The sequence below is a fragment of the Thalassospira profundimaris genome (assembly GCF_003326795.1).
GTDB classification, from domain to species: Bacteria; Pseudomonadota; Alphaproteobacteria; order Rhodospirillales; family Thalassospiraceae; genus Thalassospira; species Thalassospira profundimaris_C.
This window is the reverse complement of the sequence record NZ_JPWI01000017.1, coordinates 74,802-97,398: the sequence shown is the minus strand read 5'-3', so window position 1 is coordinate 97,398 and position 22,597 is coordinate 74,802. Positions and strand designations below refer to the sequence as shown.

24 protein-coding genes are annotated in these 22,597 nt (G+C 55.3%); 8 read left to right on the top strand and 16 right to left on the bottom strand.

What is annotated here, in order from left to right:
• On the bottom strand, window positions 1-385 hold a 385-nt coding region (locus tag TH30_RS20340), incomplete at its 3' end, for a cupredoxin domain-containing protein (protein WP_114099919.1).
• A gap of 126 nt (window positions 386-511) precedes the next feature.
• On the bottom strand, window positions 512-832 hold the full coding sequence (locus tag TH30_RS20335) for a hypothetical protein (protein WP_147252094.1): 321 nt from the start codon (window positions 830-832) through the stop codon (window positions 512-514).
• A gap of 202 nt (window positions 833-1,034) precedes the next feature.
• Between TH30_RS20335 and TH30_RS20330 the strand changes: the two genes are divergently transcribed.
• A complete protein-coding gene (locus tag TH30_RS20330; protein WP_114099907.1) occupies window positions 1,035-1,457 on the top strand; it encodes a secondary thiamine-phosphate synthase enzyme YjbQ in 423 nt (140 codons plus the stop codon).
• 9 nt (window positions 1,458-1,466) lie between these two features.
• Here the strand turns inward: TH30_RS20330 and TH30_RS20325 are convergent, their stop codons facing one another.
• From TH30_RS20325 to TH30_RS20315, 3 genes are all read right to left on the bottom strand, one after another.
• Entirely contained in the window at window positions 1,467-2,087 is a 621-nt protein-coding gene (locus TH30_RS20325) for a TetR/AcrR family transcriptional regulator (RefSeq protein WP_114099906.1), read from the bottom strand.
• A gap of 66 nt (window positions 2,088-2,153) precedes the next feature.
• Window positions 2,154-3,845, bottom strand: a complete 1,692-nt coding sequence (locus TH30_RS20320; RefSeq protein ID WP_114099905.1) for a phosphoethanolamine transferase — start codon at window positions 3,843-3,845, stop codon at window positions 2,154-2,156.
• Between the two features lie 191 nt (window positions 3,846-4,036).
• The gene (locus tag TH30_RS20315; RefSeq protein WP_114099904.1) at window positions 4,037-4,936 is read right to left on the bottom strand and encodes a DMT family transporter; all 900 of its coding nucleotides are present in this window, start codon (window positions 4,934-4,936) and stop codon (window positions 4,037-4,039) included.
• A gap of 295 nt (window positions 4,937-5,231) precedes the next feature.
• On the opposite strand from TH30_RS20315, the gene TH30_RS20310 reads away from it, so the two are divergent.
• Entirely contained in the window at window positions 5,232-5,696 is a 465-nt protein-coding gene (locus TH30_RS20310; protein ID WP_114099918.1) for a RidA family protein, read from the top strand.
• Between the two features lie 138 nt (window positions 5,697-5,834).
• The gene (locus TH30_RS20305) at window positions 5,835-6,755 is read left to right on the top strand and encodes an NAD-dependent epimerase/dehydratase family protein (RefSeq protein ID WP_114099903.1); all 921 of its coding nucleotides are present in this window, start codon (window positions 5,835-5,837) and stop codon (window positions 6,753-6,755) included.
• Here TH30_RS20305 and TH30_RS20300 read toward each other — a convergent pair.
• Window positions 6,752-7,078, bottom strand: coding sequence for a DMT family transporter (locus TH30_RS20300; RefSeq protein ID WP_114099902.1), 327 nt, complete (start codon window positions 7,076-7,078; stop codon window positions 6,752-6,754). The two genes, TH30_RS20305 and TH30_RS20300, sit on opposite strands and share 4 nt — an antisense overlap.
• 292 nt (window positions 7,079-7,370) lie before the next feature.
• On the opposite strand from TH30_RS20300, the gene TH30_RS20295 reads away from it, so the two are divergent.
• Complete coding sequence (locus TH30_RS20295) at window positions 7,371-8,561, top strand: FAD-dependent oxidoreductase (RefSeq protein WP_114099917.1); 1,191 nt, start codon at window positions 7,371-7,373, stop codon at window positions 8,559-8,561.
• 82 nt (window positions 8,562-8,643) lie between these two features.
• Here the strand turns inward: TH30_RS20295 and TH30_RS20290 are convergent, their stop codons facing one another.
• The gene (locus tag TH30_RS20290; RefSeq protein ID WP_114099901.1) at window positions 8,644-10,080 is read right to left on the bottom strand and encodes an ATP-binding protein; all 1,437 of its coding nucleotides are present in this window, start codon (window positions 10,078-10,080) and stop codon (window positions 8,644-8,646) included.
• A 10-nt stretch (window positions 10,081-10,090) separates the two neighbouring features.
• Window positions 10,091-10,750 (bottom strand): response regulator, encoded by a 660-nt coding sequence (locus TH30_RS20285; RefSeq protein ID WP_114099900.1) that lies wholly within the window; start codon window positions 10,748-10,750, stop codon window positions 10,091-10,093.
• 208 nt (window positions 10,751-10,958) lie between these two features.
• Here TH30_RS20285 and TH30_RS20280 point away from each other — a divergent pair, with 208 nt between their 5' ends.
• The 3 genes from TH30_RS20280 (at window position 10,959) to TH30_RS22190 (ending at window position 12,761) form a co-directional block, all read left to right on the top strand.
• Complete coding sequence (locus TH30_RS20280; RefSeq protein WP_114099916.1) at window positions 10,959-11,279, top strand: PepSY domain-containing protein; 321 nt, start codon at window positions 10,959-10,961, stop codon at window positions 11,277-11,279.
• 93 nt (window positions 11,280-11,372) lie between these two features.
• Window positions 11,373-11,906 (top strand): cytochrome b/b6 domain-containing protein, encoded by a 534-nt coding sequence (locus TH30_RS20275; protein WP_114099899.1) that lies wholly within the window; start codon window positions 11,373-11,375, stop codon window positions 11,904-11,906.
• A gap of 243 nt (window positions 11,907-12,149) precedes the next feature.
• Window positions 12,150-12,761: a hypothetical protein gene (locus tag TH30_RS22190; RefSeq protein WP_181850416.1), complete on the top strand. Its 612-nt coding sequence runs from the start codon at window positions 12,150-12,152 to the stop codon at window positions 12,759-12,761.
• A 139-nt stretch (window positions 12,762-12,900) separates the two neighbouring features.
• On the opposite strand, the gene TH30_RS20265 is transcribed toward TH30_RS22190, so the two are convergent.
• The 8 genes from TH30_RS20265 to TH30_RS20230 form a co-directional block, all read right to left on the bottom strand.
• On the bottom strand, window positions 12,901-13,455 hold the full coding sequence (locus TH30_RS20265) for a sugar O-acetyltransferase (RefSeq protein ID WP_114099898.1): 555 nt from the start codon (window positions 13,453-13,455) through the stop codon (window positions 12,901-12,903).
• An 88-nt stretch (window positions 13,456-13,543) separates the two neighbouring features.
• Window positions 13,544-14,632 (bottom strand): patatin-like phospholipase family protein, encoded by a 1,089-nt coding sequence (locus tag TH30_RS20260; RefSeq protein ID WP_114099897.1) that lies wholly within the window; start codon window positions 14,630-14,632, stop codon window positions 13,544-13,546.
• 111 nt (window positions 14,633-14,743) lie between these two features.
• Window positions 14,744-15,574 carry a phosphodiesterase gene (locus tag TH30_RS20255; RefSeq protein ID WP_114099896.1) on the bottom strand — a complete coding sequence of 277 codons (831 nt, stop codon included), beginning with the start codon at window positions 15,572-15,574 and terminating at the stop codon, window positions 14,744-14,746.
• A gap of 39 nt (window positions 15,575-15,613) precedes the next feature.
• A complete protein-coding gene (locus tag TH30_RS20250) occupies window positions 15,614-16,795 on the bottom strand; it encodes an ABC transporter ATP-binding protein (protein WP_258548807.1) in 1,182 nt (393 codons plus the stop codon).
• Window positions 16,795-17,610 carry an ABC transporter permease gene (locus tag TH30_RS20245; RefSeq protein ID WP_114099895.1) on the bottom strand — a complete coding sequence of 272 codons (816 nt, stop codon included), beginning with the start codon at window positions 17,608-17,610 and terminating at the stop codon, window positions 16,795-16,797. Before TH30_RS20245 ends, TH30_RS20250 begins: the two co-directional genes overlap by 1 nt.
• Complete coding sequence (locus TH30_RS20240) at window positions 17,607-18,434, bottom strand: ABC transporter permease (protein WP_114099894.1); 828 nt, start codon at window positions 18,432-18,434, stop codon at window positions 17,607-17,609. Before TH30_RS20240 ends, TH30_RS20245 begins: the two co-directional genes overlap by 4 nt.
• Before the next feature lie 76 nt (window positions 18,435-18,510).
• A complete protein-coding gene (locus TH30_RS20235; protein ID WP_114099893.1) occupies window positions 18,511-19,515 on the bottom strand; it encodes an ABC transporter substrate-binding protein in 1,005 nt (334 codons plus the stop codon).
• 11 nt (window positions 19,516-19,526) lie between these two features.
• Window positions 19,527-20,555, bottom strand: a complete 1,029-nt coding sequence (locus tag TH30_RS20230; protein ID WP_181850415.1) for a LacI family DNA-binding transcriptional regulator — start codon at window positions 20,553-20,555, stop codon at window positions 19,527-19,529.
• 424 nt (window positions 20,556-20,979) lie between these two features.
• Here TH30_RS20230 and TH30_RS20225 point away from each other — a divergent pair, with 424 nt between their 5' ends.
• A complete protein-coding gene (locus tag TH30_RS20225) occupies window positions 20,980-22,542 on the top strand; it encodes a hypothetical protein (protein ID WP_147252091.1) in 1,563 nt (520 codons plus the stop codon).
• Window positions 22,543-22,597 lie beyond the last annotated feature (55 nt).

Sequence of the window (22,597 nt, the reverse complement as noted above, 5' to 3'; positions counted from 1 at the left end):
TGTCCATTTCCATCATGTCCATGTTGATTTTGTCTGCTTCAAGGGCCCCATGTTCCATCATCATCATCATTTCTTTTTGATGGTCCGCGTGCATGGCTGCGGTGCCAATGTTGAACTCGTGAACGAATTCACCCTTGTTCACGATCTCGAACCGCACGGTTTCACCGGCGCGCACCTCGATGGTTTCCATATCAAAGAAATTGTCTTCCATCGTAACCTGGATGGTCCGGGTTACATCGGCTACCTTGCCCGGCGCACCGATATTGGTGGTCTGCGCACCATGACCGGGGCTGGCAAAACTCGCCACCGGCGCACTCATCAGGGACCCGATAATCGCGGTTGATAGAACAATACGGGCAAGGAAAGTCGATTTAGAGTTGGGCATATCATGCTCCTGAAAATAATCATCGAACTGATCGCCGCCGTTGCACAAACACATGCGCAAGTTTTGCTGTTTCACCCTGAACGGATCAAACAAACGACGGCATTTATCAAAGAGAAGGGATTATTTTCAGGCGCGGGGCGGTTTGTAGCTGCCATCCGCCTCGGCGGAAACAACGGTCCGTTCCCTGACCCAGAAGGTCACAGTCGAAACCACCGGCATGAACAATGCCTTGCTGATCTGTTCATCGACATAGGGGCCACAAACCGTCATGCCGCAAATATCGGCATGCGATCCGTGGGGATCGAATGAAGCCGGTTGCGCGGCATCGACCATCACGGCGTGATGCGTTTGACCCGCATGGCCGGATGCTGCCTGCACGGTATCATGCCCCGACAGCAGAACTGTCAGACTGATCAGGATCACAAGCATGCAGGAAACGAAACGCAACAGATTTATTCCAGTTCAAAGTTAACGGCCAAATCGTTATGCGCACACCGCGATTTGGTCAAGTGGCAATATTGTGGCACGCCATAACACATTGTAAAATTGTGATTTTAACCGAATTTCTGCACATCAGATTTACCGGCCTTGTCATCGCATCACCGGCCTTTTACGATCAGGCTGCCCCATCATCACCGGACAAAATGCCATGCTGCGTCAGGATCAAGTCACCTTAGAAGTCAAAACCAGTGCTCAGGGTCTGATCGAAATCACCGATCAGGTGCAGTCATGGATTGGCCAGACCGGCATCGTGCGCGGCCAACTGACCGTCTTTGTCCGACACACATCGGCAAGCCTGACCATTCAGGAAAATGCCGATCCCGATGTCCGCCTTGATCTGGAAACATTTTTTGACCGGCTGGTTCAGGAAAATCCAAGCCTTTATCGCCATACCTGCGAAGGCCCGGACGATATGCCTGCCCATATCAAATCAGCCCTGACCGACGTGTCCCTGACCATTCCGGTTGATAATGGCCATGCGATGCTCGGCACCTGGCAGGGGATTTACCTGTTTGAACATCGTCACGCACCGCATCGGCGGAACGTGATCCTGCATCTGATCGGGGAATAAACCGATATATCAGACAGCAAGTTCCGGCTTGCGCGCCCAAAGACCGATCGTCTGGACTTCGATCAGTTCACGCAATGTCGCGCACATGTCTTCGCAGTCAAAATTCTGCGTGCTCATATGCTCGTGAACCGTAAACAGAAACAGCGCCATCAAAGTTTTGCGGATCAGATCCGGTGAAAGATCGGGATTGAGTTCGCCACAAAGCTGGGCTTCCTCAATCAGGTCGCGCGTCGCCTTGAGCAGTCCGCTACGATCAAGCATTTCATTGACCGCCCCCTTGCGCGGGGAAAAGGCCACCTGTTGCATGATCATGGACCAAAGCCCCGGATGCAGGCCGATCTGCGTAAAGCGATAGGAGGCCACATGCATCATCTTGTCCACAAAGCACCATTCCGGGTCCATGGTATGCAGACCCTTTTCAATGGCTTCGGCCAGTTGCGTGCAGACACAACTGATGATCAGTTCTTCCTTGGTCGGGAAGTGATGAAAAATGGTGCCTTCGGCCACCCCCGCCCGCTTGGCGATTTCGCGCGTCGATGCGCCTTCAAAATCACCTTCTTCAAGGCAACTGCGCGCAGCCTCAAGAATCTTCTGACGGGTTTCCTCGCGTCTGGTTGCCCGGATGCTCATCGGGGCCCTCCAATTGGTCAAGTGAACTCACTGAGTAAACTCAATTAATACGAAGAGCCCATTCTGTCAATTCCTCTGAAGCGTTCCTGACATGTCGAGTGCCGCTTCAAGAACCGGTTTGCTGCAACTGGCCAGAATGTCTTTTTTCTGCTGATAAAGGCCCGTGGAGACATGCATTGCCCCCAGAACCGTCGAAAACAGATTGTCATGTGAAAATGCCGCATCCCGGGCCGCAGATGACAGGCAATCGCCTTCGATTTCACGCGATGCCTGATAGTCCTCAGACATCCACATCATCATCGGAACATGGGTCTGCTCATCAGGGGCGAACATATAGGGCGCACCATGCAGATAAAGCCCGCCCTCGCCCAGAGACTCCCCATGATCGGAAACATAAAGCAGCACCGTGTTATAGCGATCCTGATAGCTTTTCAGCTTCGCGATCAGCTGGGCAACAACATAATCGGTATAGCGGATCGTGTTGTCATAGGTATTGACCAGTTCCTGTGTACTGCAATTCTCAATATCACTGCGCGGGCAATCCGGGGCAAAAGCACGCTGGGCATCGGGATAGCGTTTGTAATAGGTCGGCCCGTGGCTTCCCATCAGATGAAACGCAATCAGCTGGTTCTCGGCCTTGTCTGAAACCTGCTGATCAAGCTGGCGCAGCATGACCTCGTCAAAGCAGGTGCCAAGAGCGCATTCTTCGGGGAAGTCCTTGGGCGAAATCTCGATGGTTGGCACACGGTCGCAAACGCCCTTGCATCCCTCGTCATTGTCTTTCCAAAGAACCCTGACCCCCGCATGGCTCAGAACATCCATCAGGCTTTCGCTATGGCGTGCCGCCTCGCCGTCATAAACGGCGTGATCCATCGGCGAGAACATGCAGGGCACGGATACCGCCGTTGCGGTTCCGCAGGATTGCACATTCTGGAATGCCACCAGCCCGTCAATCTTGCTGGTAAAGGGCGATGTCGCACGCCCATAGCCATTCGCGGCAACACTTTGCGCACGCGCTGTTTCCCCGATGACAAGGAACATCAGGGTCGGTTTGTCTTCATGCGCTTTGGCAACGATATGGGCATCCTCGCCAATCTTGCGGAACGGCATATCGGCATAAAGATAGCGCCGCTTGATCAGCTGAATGGTCCCGGTGATGAAGTTTGACGGAATGATTTCCTTGCCAAGCACCTTGTGATTGCGCCCGACCGATGCGTAATCCTTGAAATAAAATCCGGCAATCCCGCCCAGCATCACCAGGGGCACGGCAATCATCACAAAACGCTGTCCGACCCCGTGCAGGATTGTCTCGGGATACCGAACCGGCACCACAATCAGGATAAGCGCCGGAAGCAAACCGGTCGCTACAAACCACAAAGCCGCCGTCAGATTGAAATAGGAAAATGCCTCAAGCTGGTTGGTCTCGATCACATTTTCCATCATGCCACGGTCAAACACGATGCCGTATTTGACCATCCCGTAATGCGCAAGTGCACTCAGCATGATCAGCGAAACAAAAAACGGCTTGAACAGATAGCGGAATGAAAAGGGCGTAAAAACAACAAGCGCTGCCAGGATCAGAACAAATGGCGCACTGATCGCAAAACCGCGATCATAGTCACCAAGCTGTCCGAGAATATCGTAAAAATGACCAAGAATTCCGCTATTGAACACCAGCGTAAAATACACCGCCAGCACCACCAGAATGACGCGATAATCAATCGGCTTACGGATCGGCAACAACCGGGAACGGGGCATGAAGGGTTACCTGTTACGTGGCACATATACCCCGCACAAAACCGCCTCATCACCCGTTTCAGGCAATCGTGACACGCATGTTTCGCGGGGCAATTGGCCCGATGGCCAACCCCGCAACATCTAGGATATCAACCTGACAGAAAACTGAACGCCCTGAAAACGCGCTTGGAAAACCGGACAAAACCAGCCGGTCAGACCGAAGCCCCCACCCGCATCCGGCGGACTTCGCGAATGCCCAGAAAACTATGAACCACCAATGTCGCAATCACCACCGTTCCGCAAATCAATGTGGTCTGGCTGGGCACTTCCCCGATAAACACCCAGACCAGGAAGGACCCGAATATTGCTTCATTGAGCATGATCAGCCCGACCTCGGCGGCGGGGATTTTGCGCGCCCCGGCCGAGATAAACAAAAATGACACCGGCAACACCCAGAAGCCCAGCAACACCAGCCACAACCAGTCAAGACCGGTCACCGTAAACGGATCGGCACTCGGCAACAGGATCAACGCCCCCAAAAACGCGCCCAGCAACATCGCCTTGACTTCATTGGTGTGCGGACGTGCGCCAATGACGTTAAAGAACCCGGCCATGCAGGTCGCGGTTCCCAGCGCCAGAATATCCCCAAGCGCATTCTTGCCGCCAAATCCGGCCCCGACAATCATTGCAAGGGCGACCAGAACCACAAGCGACGCGATCCAGGTCCGCATCGGTTGTGACCGCTTGAAAACAAAGACCCCCATCAAACCGGCAATCAGCGGCGCTGCGGCAATGATCACCAAGGTATTGGCGGCATCAGTATTGCGTACCGACAGGATGAAAAAGATCGTCGTGCCACAGAAAAACAGCGCTGCCGGGATTTCGGTTTTGCTCGGGGTGATGGATTGCAAGACACCCTCGCCGCGACGAAGCCCCTTCCACAGTGCCATCAGAAGCGATGCCACACAAAGCAGCGTCACCCGCCAGAACGATGCCGTCATGTCATCAACCTTGATCAATCGGATCAAAAGCGCATCCGGGCAAATGACCAGCACCCCGATCAGGGCAAGCCACGCACCGTGCAAATTTTCCATCCGTTGACGAAGTGACATATGCTGCAACCTTCAAATAACTGGTTTCATTATAAAAACACGCCCGAAACTTGATCCCTGACATCAATTTTCTGCACATAGTTGTGGGGCGCTTTGACGCCGATGGCAATTTGATTTTTCTCAACTGTCGGTGAAACGATCCTTTTGCCGGTCCCGGCGCTGAACCGGCCGCAGGTTTTGGCACCGTCAGTCTGCAATGATGCAGAGCATCCAAAAGAAACTGTTTTGTTCGGCCCGCAAGGTCGCTAAGTTTGCGTCAAACTACACGTCCCCACAGTTAAAAGGATGGATCTTCATGGCTGGTAAAATTGACGCACGCCTTGCCGAACTTGGCATCACCCTGCCACAGGCCACCGCACCGGTTGCGAATTATGTGCCCTATGTCGTCTCGAACAATCTGGTTCACATTTCCGGTCAGATCACCATGGAAAATGGCGAACTGAAATTTGTCGGTAAACTCGGCAAGGACTATCAGGTCGAAGACGGTCAGAAAGCCGCCCGCCTCTGTGCACTTAACCTTGTCGCACAGCTCAAGACCGCCATTGGCGATCTTGATAAGGTCACCCGTGTGGTCAAACTCAATGCCTTTGTCAATTCCGCCCCGGAATTCACCGATCAGCCCAAAGTCGTCAATGGTGCGTCTGACACCATGGTCGAAGTCTTTGGCGATGTCGGCAAACATGCCCGCTCGGCTGTTGGCGTTGCCTCCCTTCCGCTTGGTGTGGCGGTCGAGATTGATGGCATCTTTGAATTTGCCTGATCTGCTCAGCAATAAGCGCATCAAAGCCGGGCACCTGCCCGGCTTTTTTTTCATGTCTGGCTTTATGACAAAGCTCCTTGACCTCAACCACACTTGAGGTTCGATAAAAGGGCGCATCGTCATGTTTAAGGAACTCCAATGCGCATTTTTATCACCGGTGGCACCGGCCTGATCGGATCGGCCATCATTCGCAATCTGATTGCCCGTCATCACAAAGTCTTTGCCCTTGGCCGATCAGAAACCAGCCGCAACAAACTGATCGCGCTTGGTGCCACCCCGATCACCGGTGACATTCATGCACCGCAAGACTGGTGTGATGATCTGCCCGAGATTGACGGGGTCATTCATGCCGCCTGCGATTTTTCCGACGCCATGATGCAAGTCGATCAAGCCCTGCTTGACCATCTGATCCCCGTCCTGCATCGCATGCCAGATCGCGTAAGGTTCCTCTATACCGGTGGCAGCTGGTTATTTGCCGCAAACAGCCCCGATCAGTTGATGGATGAAGCAGCACCCTTTGATCCGCTTCCGGAATTTCGCTGGATGATCGACGGCATCAACCGGGTTCTTGACGATAACAGGCTTGATGGCATGGTCATTCATCCGGCCTGTGTCTATGCCACCGATCCCATCGGGCATACCGGCCTTCTGGCCGCCAATATCGAAACGGCGCGCCGCGACAACTGCGTTCATGCTGTTGGGGGTGACACGGTCCATCTGCCAATGGTTCATGCCGATGACCTTGCCGATCTTTATCGTCTGATGCTTGAACGTGCGAAGCCCGGTGCCGCCTATTTTGGTGTTGGCATCAACGGCATTTCAAACCGGGAAATTGCCGAACAGATCGCCAATCATTTTGGCCGCGCAGACTGCGATATCAGGGATATGACGCCTGCCGCTGCCATGGAGGAATATGGCAACTGGGCACGCGGGCTTGGTCGCAATCAGTTTCTTTCGGGCAGGCGTGCGGCGGCTGACCTTGGCTGGAAGCCGCGTCACACCGATCTTGAAACCGATATTGCCAGCATCGCAAAATCACTCGATGCCGTGCAGGTCTAGCTGTTGCTGCCGACCGTCTTGAGGCCAACCACGCCGCCGATAATCATCAACAGGAAAACACCCTTAAGGGCGGTCATCGGTTCCTTGAAAAATACAAGCCCGATGATCGCAATCGCCGCCGTCCCAAGCCCCGACCACACCGCATAGGCCGTGCCGATCGGGATCACCCGCAGACACAGCGAAAGTGTCCAGAAACTCAGTCCGTAAACCGTCAGGCTCAGGACGGTAAAGCGCCAGTCGGTAAATCCGTTTGAAAATTTAAGCGACACCGTCCCGACAATTTCAAGACAGATCGCAACAAGCAGATACCCCCAGGCAAGCATGGCAAATTTCCAATGACAACAATCAATTGATGATCAAAACTGGCTCCAAAATGGCCGATCCGGTCATTTGGCGCAATCCCGGGATTATCCCCCTCTGTTTTTGTCATCTCGTCGTCACGATCAGATATGATCCGGTATGGTTATGGCTCTCGCGCCCGATCTGTATCAAATCCGCCCCTAAAACATTTGCGTATGATCCCCCAAACGGGCAGATTGCCCGATAGAAAGACAAGACCCGTCACATATGGCCAAATCGCCTTGCCGTGACGCGCGACGACAGGAAAGAACGATCATGATCGAAACCGATATTCTGATTGCAGGCGGCGGGATCGCCGGAATGAGTGCCGCGGCACGCTTTGCCGCTGACGGACATCAGATCGTGATTGTCGACCCGGCCCCGGCTGATATTGGCGAGGGGACTGATCTTCGCACCACCGCCTTCCTTGAGCCGGGCATCGAAACCCTTAAAAAGGCTGGCGTCTGGGATGCCATCAAACCGACGGGTGCGGAACTGCGCGTCATGCGGATTGTCGATGCAGGTGGCGACGAATTCCGCCCGCGCGAAACGGCTGATTTTGACGGGGCTGAAACCACGCAAGGGTTCTTTGGCTGGAACGTATCAAACAAGGCAGCCCGCGTTGCCCTGATGGCCAAGCTTGCCGAACTGGACAATGTTGATTTCCGGTTCTCGACCACGGTGACGGGCTTTAAAAACACCGCGCGCTTTGCCGATGTTACGCTGTCAGATGGCGAAACCGTGCGCGCCAAAATCGTCATTGCCGCTGATGGCCGCAATTCATCGCTCCGCGAACTGGCCGGAATCAAACATAAACGCTGGGCCTACGATCAAAGTGCGATTGTCTTTGTCGTCACCCATGGCAAACCGCATGACAATATCTCGACCGAAATTCATCGCACCGGCGGTCCGCTGACCCTTGTGCCGATGCCGGATCTGAATGGCAAGCCCTGCTCGTCCGTGGTCTGGATGACGCCTGCTGCCCGTGCCGATGAACTCAATGCCATGAGTGACGATGTGTTATCAGCCGAAATCACCCATGACACCATGAACCTGTTCGGGCCACTCACCGTCGCATCGCCGCGCGCGGTCTGGCCGATGATTGCACAGGTTCCCAATCGCCTGATTGCAGCGCGCCTTGCCCTGATTGCCGAGGCCGCCCATGTTGTCCCGCCAATCGGCGCGCAGGGACTTAATATGAGCCTGCATGACATCGAGACGCTGGCCGAACTGATGGCAAAGGCCAAGCTGCATGGCAAGGATATCGGCGAAACCCCGCTTCTGAAATCCTATGAACGCCGCCAGTTGCCCAAAACGCTGGCCCGTGTTGGCGGCATTGATCTGCTCAACCGTGCCTCCATGTTGGAGCCCAAACCACTCCGCGATCTGCGCTATGCCGGGCTGTCGGCGATCAACCGCATCGGCCCGCTTCGCAAACTCGCCATCAAGGTCGGGGTTGGCAAATAGTCCACGCCAATTGCCCGAAACGCACGGAAAACACAAAAGGCCGCCCCGTAAAGGCGGCCTTTTTTAATGCATGACTGTTACCTTAACTCCGATGCAATCTCAGTTCGGCCATAAAGCCGTCCGTCTTGCCCGGACGCGGTGAATAAAGGTTCAGTTCGGATTTGGTGTTGCGCGCAATCGCATCGACAATCGCCAGTCCAAGCCCCGATCCATCCCCGCCATTATGGGATCGCTTGAACCGGGTTTTCAGATCATCAAGATTGCCGGTCGCGACCACCGGCCCGCCATTGCTGACCTGAATGATATGGCGATCCACCACCCTGATCTCGACGGGTTCATCCGTCCCGCCATATTTAAGGGCATTCTCGATCAGGTTGCGCAGGCAAATTGCAAAGGCATCCAGATCGATATTGGCTTCAAGCCCGTCGATATCTTCGCCATCAAACCGGATCGCCCCGCCATCGGCCCCGGAACGGACCAGATCATCCACCACAAGCGCCAGTGTCGATCCAAGATTCTGGTTATGGCCGGTCGGGCTGAACCCGCCGCCCGCTTCGGCCCGCGCCAGCTGCAACAGCTTTTCGGCAAGTCGCGACAAGCGTTTCAAAGACGCCTCGGTCTGAAGCGCACGCTTGCGGCTTTCATGGCCTTCGGGCAGTTCAAGAACCAGTCGCTGGGTCTGCGCCAGCGCAACCGCTATCGGGGTTCGCAATTCATGGGCACTGTTGGCGGTAAAGCTGCGCTCGACATTAAGGGCCGCTTCAAGCTTGCCCATCAGGCTGTTGACCGCCAAGACAATCGTGGTGATTTCCTCGGGCGCTTCTTCCTGTTCAATCGGGGTCAGATTACCCTCCCCGCGGGCCTCGATTTCATCGCGGACCCGTTGCACCGGCACCAACCCCTGCCGCACACCAAGGATAATCCCGACAATCACCGCCGGGATCAAAAGTGCGATGGGCAGGAACTGCGCAACCACGCTTTCAAACAGCGCCTCGCGCCGATGCTCAAGAGGCTCAGCCACCTGTATGATACGCTGTCCGCCCAAAAGCTCGGCGGTATAAATGCGATAGTCCTCGTCATCGTAAAATCCCTCGACGAGGGGAACGGTAAACGGATGTTCGCGCGCATTAAATGACCGCAGCAAAAGCCGCCCTCCACCGTCAAGCACGTGATACATCAGATAGTCTTCGCCAAGTTCCTCATCCCCGTCCCCGTCACCACGATCGTCACCATGATCATCTGCATGATCATCTGCATCGTCATCCTTCCGGATTTCGCCCTTGGCCGGGCTTGGCAGCACTTCCCTGGCACCGCCGCCCTTGTGACCCTTCAGATAATCGTCAATAAGCGGTGCATAGCGGTAGGCTGTCGAAACAAGACTGTTGTCAAAGGCTTCCTCCATCTCGTGATACATGGTGAACCCGGCCAGAACCGATCCCGCCAGCCAGAAAAGGCTCAGCATCAAAGTCAATCGGCGTGTCAGGATTGACTGAAGACTTCTATTGGCCTTTTTGCGCATCACCGTCACCTCATGCCCCAACCCGATAGCCAACGCCGCGTACGGTTTTGATGACATCCTTGCCAAGCTTGCGGCGCAGTCGACTTATATAGACCTCGACCGTGTTGCTTTCGATCTCCGCGCCAAATTCATATAACGCTTCTTCAAGCTGCCGTTTTGAAAGCGTCTGACCGGGCCTGCGCACCATCTGGTCAAACAGTGCCCATTCCCGCGATGTCAGATCGGTCTGCACCCCGTCAATCAGGATGGTGCGCCCGGCAAGGTCGACTTCGACCCCGCCATCAAGACTTATGAACGGATTGGGATTGCCGCTATAACGCCGTGCAACTGCGGCAAGCCGGGCCGAAAGCTCGTTCAGATCAAACGGCTTGACCAGATAATCATCGGCACCGGCATTAAGCCCCTCGATCCGGTCGGAAATCTGGTCCTGTGCAGTCAGAATGATGCAGGGCGTTGTCGATCCGCTGCGCCGAAGGCCGCGCAAAAGATCAATCCCCTTGCCGTCGGGCAAATTGAGATCAAGCAACAGCACATCGTAATTCGTGCCACGCATCATGATCTCGGCATCGACCACACTGTCGCTATGGTCCACCGCCTCGCCTGCGGCCAGTAAATGGTCCCTGACCGCATCAGCCAGCATCAATTCATCTTCAACCAGAAGAATGCGCACAAGCGCCCCCTCATAACAGCGGTTCCAAACCCAACCGAATATTTCCCGATCCTGACAATCAGCTGAACGGCATCAAGCAGCCTTTTCAGTTAGCTGTCAGGAAACAGCGGCAATCTTGGTCCTGTCCGACGCATCCCACGTCACGTTGCCCCGCGTCTTGTCACTCTCATCCATGACACCCTGACGCTAGTTATGAAGGAATATGACCATGAAAAGAACTGTTTTCCCGAAAGTCATCGCTGGTGTTTTTGCCAGTGCATTTGCCGTTACCCTGCTGGCCGCTGGCAGCCTCGCCCTGACCTCCGGTGCTGCCCGCGCCGACGATGATTATTGCAACGTTCCGAAGTCGGAATGGAAAACCACCGACGCGCTCAAGGCAAAACTGATCGCCGATGGCTGGGACGTGCGCAAGATCAAGGAAGACGAAGGCTGCTTCGAAGTTTACGCCATCACCCCCGATGGCAAGAAAATCGAAGCCTATTTCAACCCGGCCTCGTTTGAAATCGTCAAGCAGGACAAGGAAGACTAGTTCCGCCTGCCTCTGATCAAGGACCTGGGGTCTCTGGCGGCGATACTGCCCCATCCCCGCCAGAACCGAAACCCGCCATCCAGGAGAATTAAAATGTCCGTCAAGGTCTGGGACCCGTTTATCCGTCTGTTTCATTGGGGATTGGCCGCAAGCTTCGTGATCGCATGGATCACCGCCGATGAATGGGATACCCTTCATCACTGGGCTGGCTATGCTGCCGGAAGCCTGATTGCGCTTCGCCTTGTCTGGGGGCTGGTCGGAACGCGCTATGCCCGCTTTACCCAGTTCATCAAAAGCCCTGCGGCGACAATTGGCTATTTGCGCGATATCATGCGCGGCCGTGAACAGCGCTATCTCGGGCATAACCCGGCCGGGGCTGCGATGATTGTCGCCTTGATGCTTGCCATGGGGGGCTGCGCCTTTACCGGCTGGCTTTCGACCACCAATGCCTTCTGGGGGTCTGACTGGCTCGAAGAAATCCATGAATTCCTCGCCAATGGCCTGCTGATCCTTGTGCTTTTGCATGTTGGCGGCGTGCTGCTGGCAAGCCTGCGCCATCACGAAAATCTGGTCCGTTCCATGGTGACCGGTCGCAAACGCCGTCCGATGTCCGATGATGTTGCCTGACCCAGCCTGACGTGAACCTGCTGATCTGATCCGTCCCGATCAGAACCGAACCTTCTGTTCTGAACTCCCTCATACTTGCAACCTTGCGGCAGCCGTCCTGAACCCCTTACGGCTGCCGTTTTTTATGCCCGGCCCGAACCGGTCCGGGCATTTTTGCTGATTGCTTTTTGCTTATTGTTTTTTATCCGGCGTGTTTTCGGGTTAAGCTTTGCCATCGTGAATTGAAACCGGATCGGATATTTCATGCGCCCTGTTGCCCTTGCCACTGCCCTTAGTCTGACCCTTGCCACCCTTGCCGGCTGCACCGGCAAAACCGGCGAATATGCAGGACAAGGGGCCGGAATCGGCGCGATATCAGGTGCTGTTGGCGGCTTTGTCACGGCGGCGATCTTTGGCGGTAATCCGGTGGAATCTGCGGCCCGTTCGGCGGCCTTCGGGGCGGCTGCGGGCGGAACCGCCGGGGCGATTTCCGGTGCATCGGCCGATGCCGCAACCAAGGACGCCTATGAAGCCACCCAAAAGGAAAAACGTGATCGCATCCAGGCCAAGATCGGCGATGATGCCTTTGCCGGGCTGACCGCCCTTGCCAAATGTGACCACACCACCGCCACCAGCAAGGCCGGGGTCGCGCAAGCCTCGACCAACAGCGATTTCGTCATTGCCGGATTGTGGCTTGAAGCCCTTGCCTATTCCGATCAGGGTCAGGAAGACCGCGCCCGCGCCATGTATGGCGACATCATCGCCAAGGACCCCAATATTTCCGATGAAACCGCCGCCGAACTCCGTCGCCGGGAACTGGCCGACGGCCTGTCTGAAATTCGCGGCGAATATGACCTGCCCAAGGTCTGCGGCTGATCATTGACGCCCCTCTGGATGGCCGACTTGCACATCCACCGTCATTGCCGCAAATTTTCCCGGTCATTCCCGCGAAGGCGGGAATCCAGCCTGCTCCAGTCCATACCAATCAACGCGGATCGCCCCGAACCGGCATCAGCTATCGCGGCAATATTCGCGCCGGATTACCGACAACCGTGGTGCCCGGTGCAACATCGCGCGTCACCACCGATCCTGCGCCGACAATCGCATCATCGCCAATGGTGATGCCGGGCAAAATGATCGCCCCGCCGCCGATCCAGACATTGCTGCCGATTGTCACCGGCTTTGCGACTTCCAGATGCTGTTTGCGAAGCTCCGGATCGCGATGATGATCGGCACAGTAAATCTGCACATTCGGACCCAGCATCGAATGATCGCCAATCCGCACGGGTGCGGTATCAAGGATCACACAGCCGACATTCAAAAACACATCCCGGCCCAAATGGATATTGATGCCATAGGCACAATGAAACCGCGCCTCGATCCGCACATCCTCGGCGCACTCGGCGAATAATGCACGCAATTGCGGCCCGATATTACCGCGTTCTGACGGATAAAGGTGACTATGTTCGTGGCTGGCCTCAAGTGCGCGACGGCGCAGCACGGTCAGTTCGGGATCAAGGCAGCTATACCATTCCCCCGCCTGCATTTTTTCAAATTCGGTTTTCGACATTTCCGGTGGCGCTTTGCTGTTTGTTCTTATGACGCGGGTGAAATCCTACGCCTTTGCCCGCAAACGCGCAATCACACCAGATCGACTGTTACGTATAATCCGGTGCAAACAAATCAAGATCCAGCGACGGCCGCACGCCGATATCTTTTCGGTGCTTTGTCAAAAATGCACTGGCCGCATCGCGCCCTATATCACGCAGCATGGTCATAAAGCTCCATTCCGCATTGAGCTTGGATGACTGATCAAGATCGAGCATATCGTCGCTGGCAATACAATGCATGCGCATCGCCCCCCATCTGCTGGCTTCGCAGACATGCTCGGGCGCATCCTTGCGCAGGATCGAAATCATGCGCAATTCCTTCATCAGGCTGCTGTTGAACGACACTTCATTCAGACGATTGGCGATCTCGCGCGATGATTTCGGCACACCGGGCCGTCTGACCGGATTGATCTGCACCAGAACCGTGTCATCGGACCCGCATTCGCGCACCAGCGGGCCAAGGCTCGGATTGCCGGAATATCCGCCATCCCAATAGGGCACGCCGTCAATTTCGACCGCCTTGTAGATCGTTGGCAAACAGGCCGATGCCAGCAATACCTCAATGCAGATATCGGGATTGCGAAATATCCGCGCCTGCCCGGTTTCAACATTGGTCGCCGTGATGAAAAGCTTGGCCGGACTGCTGTTAAGCGCCTTGAAATCGACCACATCACGCAGGATCGCAGCCAGCGGATTATCCCCTGCCGGATTAAGGTCATAGGGCGAAAACATCTTGGCACTCATATCCAGCCACATATAGGCCAGCGAGTTTTCAAGCGACCAGTTTCCAAACAGGATATCTATCGGGCTGCGCTGAAGCGGGCTAAAGCGGGCTGCTTCGGACACCGCCCGCCAGAAGGTCTCAAGATCGGCCCGCGCGCCTTCATATCCGCCCTTGGCAAAGCCCGACGTCACCACGGCGGCATTCATCGCACCTGCCGAGGTGCCCGAAATCGCCTCGATGGTGATTTCCTCATCCTCAAGCAACCGGTCAAGCACGCCCCAGGTAAACGCCCCGTGCGACCCGCCGCCCTGAAGCGCCAGACTGATTGTCTTGCCGGGTTTCCTTGATCCGTTGCTGGCTGCCGGCTTCTTTGCCGTCTTGCCGGTTCTGCTCCCGGTTTCGTCCGCGCTCATATCCGCTCCTGCGTCACATCATCAAAGTCACCAACAAAACTCTACCCTGATGATATGTCGCAGGATTTACGGATTACCAGCTTGAAACAGTCAAAAGCCGCAAACGGCTGCCTAGACGATCAGTTTGCCATTGGCATCAAAGAACGGATACGGGCCGTCATAGCGCTCAATATAAGCCAGATGGGTCAATAAACAGCCCTGTGCCGGGTCCCAGACATGCAAATGCATCGCCGGTGGCTCCATCACAAAGGCCGATGGTCCGGCCGGATCAAGATCAAGCGCAACCTGATGGGCAACCGATGGCCCGATAATCAGCGGCACCCCGGCCCAAACCGTATGGATCGGGCGATGCACATGCCCGCAAGTAATCGCCTTGATGCGGTCCTTGTGTGCCTCGACGATCCGGGCCAGTCGCGCCGCCCCGTCGCCAAGATTCTGAACATCCATATGCGTGATCCCGACCGTGATCGGCGGATGATGCATAAACAGCAAACAGGGCTTTTCAGACCCGTCTGACAAGGCCTTTTCAAGCCAGTCCAGCGTCTCTGGCGCAAGCTTGCCCTCCGGGCGGCCTTCATCAAGCGTATCAATGCCGATCAGACGGATCGGGTACCCCTCAATCACGTAATTGACGTATGTCTGATCCGACCCAATCGGGGTGGCGGCGGGAAATGCCTTTCGCATCGGCATGCGCTGGTCATGATTGCCCGGCACCATGAAATACGGCACCTCAAGGGCGCTCAATATCTCTGCGACAAGGCCATATTCCGCATCAACGCCAAGATCACCGATATCACCGCTAAACAGAACAATATCGGGGCGCGGCACCATATGATTGACGCGTTCCACCGCCTTTTCCAATGCCCCGGCCGTATCAACCTTGCAATAGGCAAGACGTCGACCTGCCCCGATATGCAGGTCGGTCAGTTGTGCAATTATCATGCTTTTTGATCTTTCTTGTTTCGTCGCATTCAAACGCCGTCAGACCGCTTTTTCACGGCAATCAGCGTCCATATTTCGTGTAAAAACCGTCAGGCGTTCCGAATTGAAACAGCAATGGATGTCATCCCCGACAGCGATCTGATAATCGGGATCGACATCAAGGGTGACCGGGCTTTCCCCAATGCCCGAAACCGTCAGACGCGATTTCTCGCCAAGATAGGAAACAGCCTCGACCCGACCGCGTAGCTGCGCCTGTTCCGGGTCACAAATCGCAAGCCCGTCGGCCCTGAAGAAAACCTCTGCCGGAATATCCCCGTCATCTCCTTTGCCATGCTGGCTGCCACCGGTCGAAATCGCATGACCGATCTGATCAAGGGCGATTTTCACATCGCCAAGCACAAGGCTGTCCTGTTCAATCCGGCCTTCAAGCCGGTTACTGGCCCCGACAAAATCCGCCACAAACGGCGAAACCGGTGCGCGGTAAATCTCGCGCGGGGTGCCAATCTGGGCAATTGAGCCCTTTTGCATGACGACAATCCGGTCCCCCAGCGCCATCGCTTCTTCCTGATCGTGGGTGACATAGATCGCCGTGATGCCCAGCTTGCGTAACAGCCCGTTGATTTCCGAACGCAACCTGACCCGCAATTTGGCATCAAGGGCCGTCAACGGTTCATCCAGAAGCAACACCCGCGGGCGCAAGGCAATGGCACGCGCAAGCGCAACACGCTGGCGCTGCCCGCCCGAAAGCTGATCAATCCGGCGATCGGCCAGCATATCGATATGCATCATTTCAAGCATCGCACGCACCCGCTCGTCGCGTTCGCGCCGCTCGACTTTCTGCACCTTAAGTCCATAGGCGACATTTTCGGCCACCGTCATGTTCGGAAACAGGGCATAGGACTGAAACACCATGCCGACCCGGCGTTTTTCAATCGACTGACGGGTCACATCATCGTCGCCAAACGTGATCTTTCCGCCCGCATCGGGAAATTCCAGACCGGCAATCAGGCGCAAAATCGTGGTTTTGCCACAGCCCGACGGGCCGAGCAGAACAAGCGTCTCTCCGCCATTGATCGTCAAGTCAAACGGCAAAAGCGCGCGCGTACCATCAGGAAAGGTCTTGGTGCATCCGGCAAGCTCGATACGGGTACTTGCCCTGTTTTCATTCCGGGCATACTGGTTATTCTGGTCGGCGGGTTGCGCCATTTCGGTCGCATTCATTACTCGTCCTCCGCCAGTTGCGATGCCGTGTGACGTTTCTTGCCCGGCCGGGCAAGCATCTGCATGGCGATCAGCAACGGCATGATCAATACAAAGAAAATAAGCGTATAGGCGCTGCCGATCTCAAGACGCATCGACGCATAGGAATCCGCCAGTCCGACCGGCAATGTCTTGGTCAGCGGGGTATGGAGCATCCAGGTCAGATTGAATTCGCCAATCGAAAGGGTGACCACCATCAACGCCCCGGCAAGAATGCCCGGCATGGCATTTGGCACAATCACATGCAGGAACCGGTGCCAGAACCCGGCACCAAGGCTTGCCGCCCCTTCTTCAAGCGTCTTCATATCCATGGCCGACATAACAGCTGCGACCGAGCGCACCATGAAAGGCAGGGTAAACAAAACATGCCCGATCAGGATAAACACCCAGCTGCTTCTGAAACTGCCAAACCCGCCATAGGTAATCAGTAACGCCAAAGCCAGTGCCAGCCCCGGAATGGCAACCGGCAAGGTCAGGATTTCCTCAAACATCCGGGTCAGCCTGTTTGGCCGCCGCACCAGAACATAGGCCAGGGGCACACCGGCAAGCGTCGTCACCACAAGACACGCCACCGCAAGCCAAAGCGACAACAGAATGCTTTGCGCATACAGGTCCCAGACCTCAAAGATCCAGCGCAATGTCAGGCCCGATGACACCCCCTTGAAGATATTGACTGTCACCCCCGCCAAAGCCGACATCACAATCGGAACCACAATGAACAGACACAGCAAAACCGTCAGGCCAAGCTGCGCATAAAACGAATAACCGCGTCTCATGCGCCCCCCCGTGTCGTTACATCGGCGGACTCACCAACAAAGAACCGCACCGCACTCAGGCACATCCACGTGATCGCACCAAGTGCTATGCTCAGCGCGGCCGCCACGGCGATATTGGCATTTCGGGTAAATTCGGTATAGATCACCATCGGCAGAACATCGATATCGGTCGCCAGCGTAAAGGCAGTACCAAAGGCCCCCATCGCGGTTGCAAAACAGATCGCACCCGATGAAATCAGACCGGGCATCAATCCCGGAAGGATCACATCGCGCACCACCCGCCATCGCGGCGCACCAAGCGACCGCGCGGCTTCTTCAAGCTGCGGATCAAGCTTTTCAGCCGATGCCATCACGGCAAGGATCACCCGTGGAATGGAAAAATACAGATAGCCGATAAACAGCCCGGCAATGTCATAGGCAAAAACAATCTTCTCGCCGGTCAGTGCGTTGCTGATGCCGCCAATCACCCCTTGCCGACCGGCCAGCATGATCACCATGAAACCGACAACCGTTCCGGGAAAGGATAATGGCAGGGTCAGCAACCCGATCAGGATACTGCGCCCGGCAAACTGGTTGCGCACCAGAAACATCCCGACAACCCCGCACAATATCAGGGCAACAACCGTCACCCCTGCGGACATCACCAATGTCTGGATCAGACTTTCAAGATAGCGGCCATTGGTCAGGATCACCAGATAGGTCGCCCAGCCATCCGGGCCGTCGGTGACCTTGATCGCCACCAGAAAAAGCGGGATCAGGAAAAAGGCCGCGATAATCGCAACACCGGGCGTCATCAACGCCAGAAACGTCGCCGGACTGGCCATCGCCGAACGCGATGCCCCGAACGATTGGAAAAAAGAAGGGCGCGAACGCCCTTCTCCAGGATGTTGCAAACCCACCTTAACGTACCTCGGACAGGTAACGCTCGGCGAAACCGCCCTGTGCGGTTGCCATTTTGGCGTAATCAACCGGATTGGAACGCGCATAATCCGCAGCCGGAAGGAATTTCGCAGCCGCGTCTTCGGACATTGCACTTGCAATCACCGGACGCAGGAAGGCATTTGCCCAATGGGCCTGACCTTTGTCCGACATCACGTAATCAAGGATCTTCTTGCCGTTGTCGGCATGCGGGCCGTTTTTAACAAGGCTCATGACATAGGGAACGGCAACCGTCCCTTCGGCCGGAATAACGAATTCAACATTCGCGCCGTCCTTGTATTTCGCGCGATAGGCATTGAAATCATAATCAATCAGGATCGGAATTTCGCCCGACAGAACACGCGCATAGGCGGTCTGTTTCGGCACGATCGGATCGTTTTCCTTAAGCTTTTTAAAGAACTCGATCCCCGGGGTGAAATCATCAAGCGACCCGCCCATCGCACGGTTGATCGCAACCGCACCGGCATAACCGACAAAGGCGCTCGACGGATCAAGATACCCGACCATGCCCTTGTATTCCGGCTTCAAAAGATCGGCCCAGCTTTGCGGAACAGCCGCACCTTCAAGGGCATCTGCATTGACAAACAGGCCAATCGTGCCCGAATGGATGGCAAACCAGCTGCCATTCGGGTCTTTCAGACCATCGGGAATGGCATCGAAATTGACCGGCTTATAGGCGCTGACAACGTCGGCTTCCTTGGCCTTGATCCCGAAAGAAACGCCATAATAGGCAACGTCGGCAACCGGGTTTTCCTTTTCAGCCAGAAGCTGCGACAGGGTCTGGCCGGAATTCTTGTTGTCCTGCGGGACATCAATACCAAGGTCTTTGGAGAAGTTCTTAAGCTGTCCGCCCCAGTCTGCCCATTCTGGCGGGCAGTTATAGCAAATGGCAACATCTTCGGCGAAAGCAGGCTGCGACGCGGCAACAGCCAGTCCCAGACCCAGTACAAGTTGTTTGAAACGCACTTTTGATCTCCCTATAATCGGGGTGATGACGAATGCCGGGCGGGCCCGATTGACTCACCCGTGCTAAGTTGATGAGGCAGGATCAAACTTTGCGGGTTTGCCTGCCCCCTTATCAGGCCACGCAGGAATGCAAGCGCCTGCTGGCCCATCTCCTGGGTGGGTTGAATGGCCGAACACAGTTTCGGTGAAATCAGCCCACCCACCGCAATTCCATCAATCCCGCCCACAGACACATCACCGGGAACACTCAGACCGTGGTCACGGCATGCGCTGATCGCGGCAATTGCCAGCATGTCGGTGGAACAAACCAGACCGGTCACCGCATCCGGGCCGGTCAGAAAACTTTTTAACGGGGTAAACAGCTCGGTTTCGCCAAACCCGACCTGACACAGGCGCGCCGCCCCCAGTCCGGCATCGGACAATGCCTGACCAAATCCGTCAAAACGCTGCTTGGAACGGTCCGAACTTTCAAACCGGCCGGCCACCATCGCAAGGGATGTGTGCCCTTGGGCAATCATCGCCTGTGTCATGTCATAGGCCGATCTGGCGTTATCGACACTGATCGATGCGACATCCGTGCGGGCGGGCTGGTTAAACAGCAAAACAAACGGAATGTTTTCTGCCTTCAACAGATCAATCACCGGATTGTCATCGGCATTGGCAAGCGTCAGGATCAACCCGTCAACCCGGTTATTGAGCAAGGTCGACACCGCCCCCAATTCGCGTTGCGGGTCATAATTCGATGATGTCAGCAAAACCGTCAGGCCGTCTTCATGCGCAGCCTGTTCGATCCCCTGGACCGAGGTCGCAAAGACCGGGTTGGCCATGGTCGGGACCAGAACCCCGACGGATCGTGTTTGCGCCATCTTGAGACGGCGGCCATTGATGTTGGGACGATAATTCAGATAACGCATGGCGGCACGGACCCGCTCGACCGTTTCGGTCGGCACTTCATCGGGGCTGTTGATCACCCGTGAAACGGTGGCAATCGACACACCGGCCTTGCCCGCAACTTCGCGCATGGTTGACTTCGACGTCATCATCCAATCTCCTCTGACGGCCAACACCATAGCCGACAAAAAAGACAGTTCGATAACGCCTGCGTTTCAGTTTTATGAACATTTGAAACGTTTACATTGGCAGTTTTCCGCCATTTATTTTGTTATTAAAACGCAACAAAACCGACACCGGCCCGCCCCGCTGCGCAAATATTCAATCCACCACAGGGGCCGGAGAGTGGACAACAGAACACCGATGAGTTCTCTACCGCCGTCTCCTTCCGCCCGTGCTCATACCCGTTCCCGCGTCACCTCATCAAGGCCACCCTGATGATGTGCAACCCAATTCAAGACTTGCCAGTTTGGAGCCTCTGATACACGAACAAAAACAATCTACAGTTGATAAACTGATAGTTAAAAGTTACTAATATAGAAATCACGATCTTCGGCCAAAGGGGGATGCACCATGGGTCGACAGTATTTTAAATACATACTACCGGCATTTCTTGGCGTCGCGTCCCTTGGGGGGTGCACAGAGCTGCAATCAAGTCTGGTCGGCAACGAAGGAAAAGAAGCACTGCAAGGAGGCATTCTTTATAGCCTCCCCATGGCGCAATATCAGCTTGAGACAAGCTTTCGCTTAACAAGCTGCCCGGATCTGTCCATTGCCGGAATTCCCGTTGAAGCAGGAAAAATACTGCTCGCCCCGGATTTCGAAATCAAACAAACAGCCAGGGAAAAGATCGTTCCCGATCCGGACAATCTCTATGTCCTGAACTATGAAGAAATGTCAGGCCCGACCAAAACCTCGACATTGAAAGTGGACTTGCACGAAAACGGGACAATCAAAAACATCAATGCCGGGGTCTCGGATCGCACCACCGAAGTTGCAAAGGCTGCCATCAAAACCGGCTTCAAAGTCGTTCAGTTGGCCTCTGGTCTTCCGACCATTGCGACATTTGACAAAGCCACCGGCGTAATGTCGGCCGGTGTCATTTGCACTCCGTACGCTGAACAATTGATCATCAAGCGGGGTGCTACCGACAACAAACAAAGGACCGAAACGGCAACATTGCTTGGAAAGACACAGGCACTCGAACGGGCGCGCGCGGTTGTAGAAGCATCGGACACCCCCAGCGATCAGGCAATCGCAGCACTTGAGGCCGCCCTGCAGGAAAGTCTGGCCGCGGAAAAGGCACTGGCCGGGACTCAAAAACTGCTGGCAAAAATAGACGCGGCCCTGACCGTAAAGGTGTCTGACATCTGGCCCAAAAAAGGCACAGAAAAAACAACCCGAACCCGCATGCCTGCGCCACCGATTGCCAAACTTTTGATGGATGGTTCATTCACGCTGGCAAGCGACGATTTGAAGGCACAAGTGATCACAACATCCCTTGCTGAACTGCCTGCACAGCTTGCTGTCCTGACCGAAATATCAAAGGCAACAAACACCGGCGCAAGGACGGGAAATTGCAGTGACGGCAATTGGGATTGCAGCACTGACAGACAGGGCGTCTATTATCGTGTCCCGGCAAAGGCCTATCTGCGTTCTTGCATGACAGGTTCCGATTTGAGCACAACCTGTCTGGGCATTCCCGAAGAAAGCCTGCTTTTGAACGAATATCTTGATGTTCCGCAACTTGGCGTCCTTGCAGTCTTGCCCCTCAAGAATGGCGTCGGACAGGATAATGTTCTGGCCGCAACATTCTCTGACAAGGGCATGCTTGAAACATTCAGCTATGACGAAAAAAGCGCATCCCTTGAAAAAATCGCCGGTGTTCTTGATGACGCTGCCGACAACGCTCTGGCCTTCAAGGAACTTCGCCGTACCGCCGAACTTGAAGACCTGAAACTTGAACAACAAAAGGTCGAGGCCCGCAACGCATTACAGGCGGCAATCGCCGAAGGCCAGCCCGACCCGACAACCGAAAGCACCGCACAAGTCAACAGCGAGACAGAACTGCTGAACGCCCTTCTCGCACGCATGAGCGCCCAAAAGGCACTGGACGAGGCCAAAGCCGCTCAATAATCCCGCGACCACACGATGTCGCGCATCATTCTACCCTGATGACATGTCGCCGTTC

What these genes read in the sequence shown, in the direction of transcription:
- TH30_RS20330 (WP_114099907.1), top strand. Translation starts at nt 1,035, where the DNA reads ATGCTGCGTCAGGATCAAGTCACCTTAGAAGTCAAAACCAGTGCTCAG.
- TH30_RS20325 (WP_114099906.1), bottom strand. Translation starts at nt 2,087, where the DNA reads ATGAGCATCCGGGCAACCAGACGCGAGGAAACCCGTCAGAAGATTCTT.
- TH30_RS20320 (WP_114099905.1), bottom strand. Translation starts at nt 3,845, where the DNA reads ATGCCCCGTTCCCGGTTGTTGCCGATCCGTAAGCCGATTGATTATCGC.
- TH30_RS20315 (WP_114099904.1), bottom strand. Translation starts at nt 4,936, where the DNA reads ATGTCACTTCGTCAACGGATGGAAAATTTGCACGGTGCGTGGCTTGCC.
- TH30_RS20310 (WP_114099918.1), top strand. Translation starts at nt 5,232, where the DNA reads ATGGCTGGTAAAATTGACGCACGCCTTGCCGAACTTGGCATCACCCTG.
- TH30_RS20305 (WP_114099903.1), top strand. Translation starts at nt 5,835, where the DNA reads ATGCGCATTTTTATCACCGGTGGCACCGGCCTGATCGGATCGGCCATC.
- TH30_RS20300 (WP_114099902.1), bottom strand. Translation starts at nt 7,078, where the DNA reads ATGCTTGCCTGGGGGTATCTGCTTGTTGCGATCTGTCTTGAAATTGTC.
- TH30_RS20295 (WP_114099917.1), top strand. Translation starts at nt 7,371, where the DNA reads ATGATCGAAACCGATATTCTGATTGCAGGCGGCGGGATCGCCGGAATG.
- TH30_RS20290 (WP_114099901.1), bottom strand. Translation starts at nt 10,080, where the DNA reads ATGCGCAAAAAGGCCAATAGAAGTCTTCAGTCAATCCTGACACGCCGA.
- TH30_RS20280 (WP_114099916.1), top strand. Translation starts at nt 10,959, where the DNA reads ATGAAAAGAACTGTTTTCCCGAAAGTCATCGCTGGTGTTTTTGCCAGT.
- TH30_RS20275 (WP_114099899.1), top strand. Translation starts at nt 11,373, where the DNA reads ATGTCCGTCAAGGTCTGGGACCCGTTTATCCGTCTGTTTCATTGGGGA.
- TH30_RS22190 (WP_181850416.1), top strand. Translation starts at nt 12,150, where the DNA reads ATGCGCCCTGTTGCCCTTGCCACTGCCCTTAGTCTGACCCTTGCCACC.
- TH30_RS20265 (WP_114099898.1), bottom strand. Translation starts at nt 13,455, where the DNA reads ATGTCGAAAACCGAATTTGAAAAAATGCAGGCGGGGGAATGGTATAGC.
- TH30_RS20260 (WP_114099897.1), bottom strand. Translation starts at nt 14,632, where the DNA reads ATGAGCGCGGACGAAACCGGGAGCAGAACCGGCAAGACGGCAAAGAAG.
- TH30_RS20255 (WP_114099896.1), bottom strand. Translation starts at nt 15,574, where the DNA reads ATGATAATTGCACAACTGACCGACCTGCATATCGGGGCAGGTCGACGT.
- TH30_RS20250 (WP_258548807.1), bottom strand. Translation starts at nt 16,795, where the DNA reads ATGAATGCGACCGAAATGGCGCAACCCGCCGACCAGAATAACCAGTAT.
- TH30_RS20245 (WP_114099895.1), bottom strand. Translation starts at nt 17,610, where the DNA reads ATGAGACGCGGTTATTCGTTTTATGCGCAGCTTGGCCTGACGGTTTTG.
- TH30_RS20240 (WP_114099894.1), bottom strand. Translation starts at nt 18,434, where the DNA reads ATGGCCAGTCCGGCGACGTTTCTGGCGTTGATGACGCCCGGTGTTGCG.
- TH30_RS20230 (WP_181850415.1), bottom strand. Translation starts at nt 20,555, where the DNA reads ATGACGTCGAAGTCAACCATGCGCGAAGTTGCGGGCAAGGCCGGTGTG.
- TH30_RS20225 (WP_147252091.1), top strand. Translation starts at nt 20,980, where the DNA reads ATGGGTCGACAGTATTTTAAATACATACTACCGGCATTTCTTGGCGTC.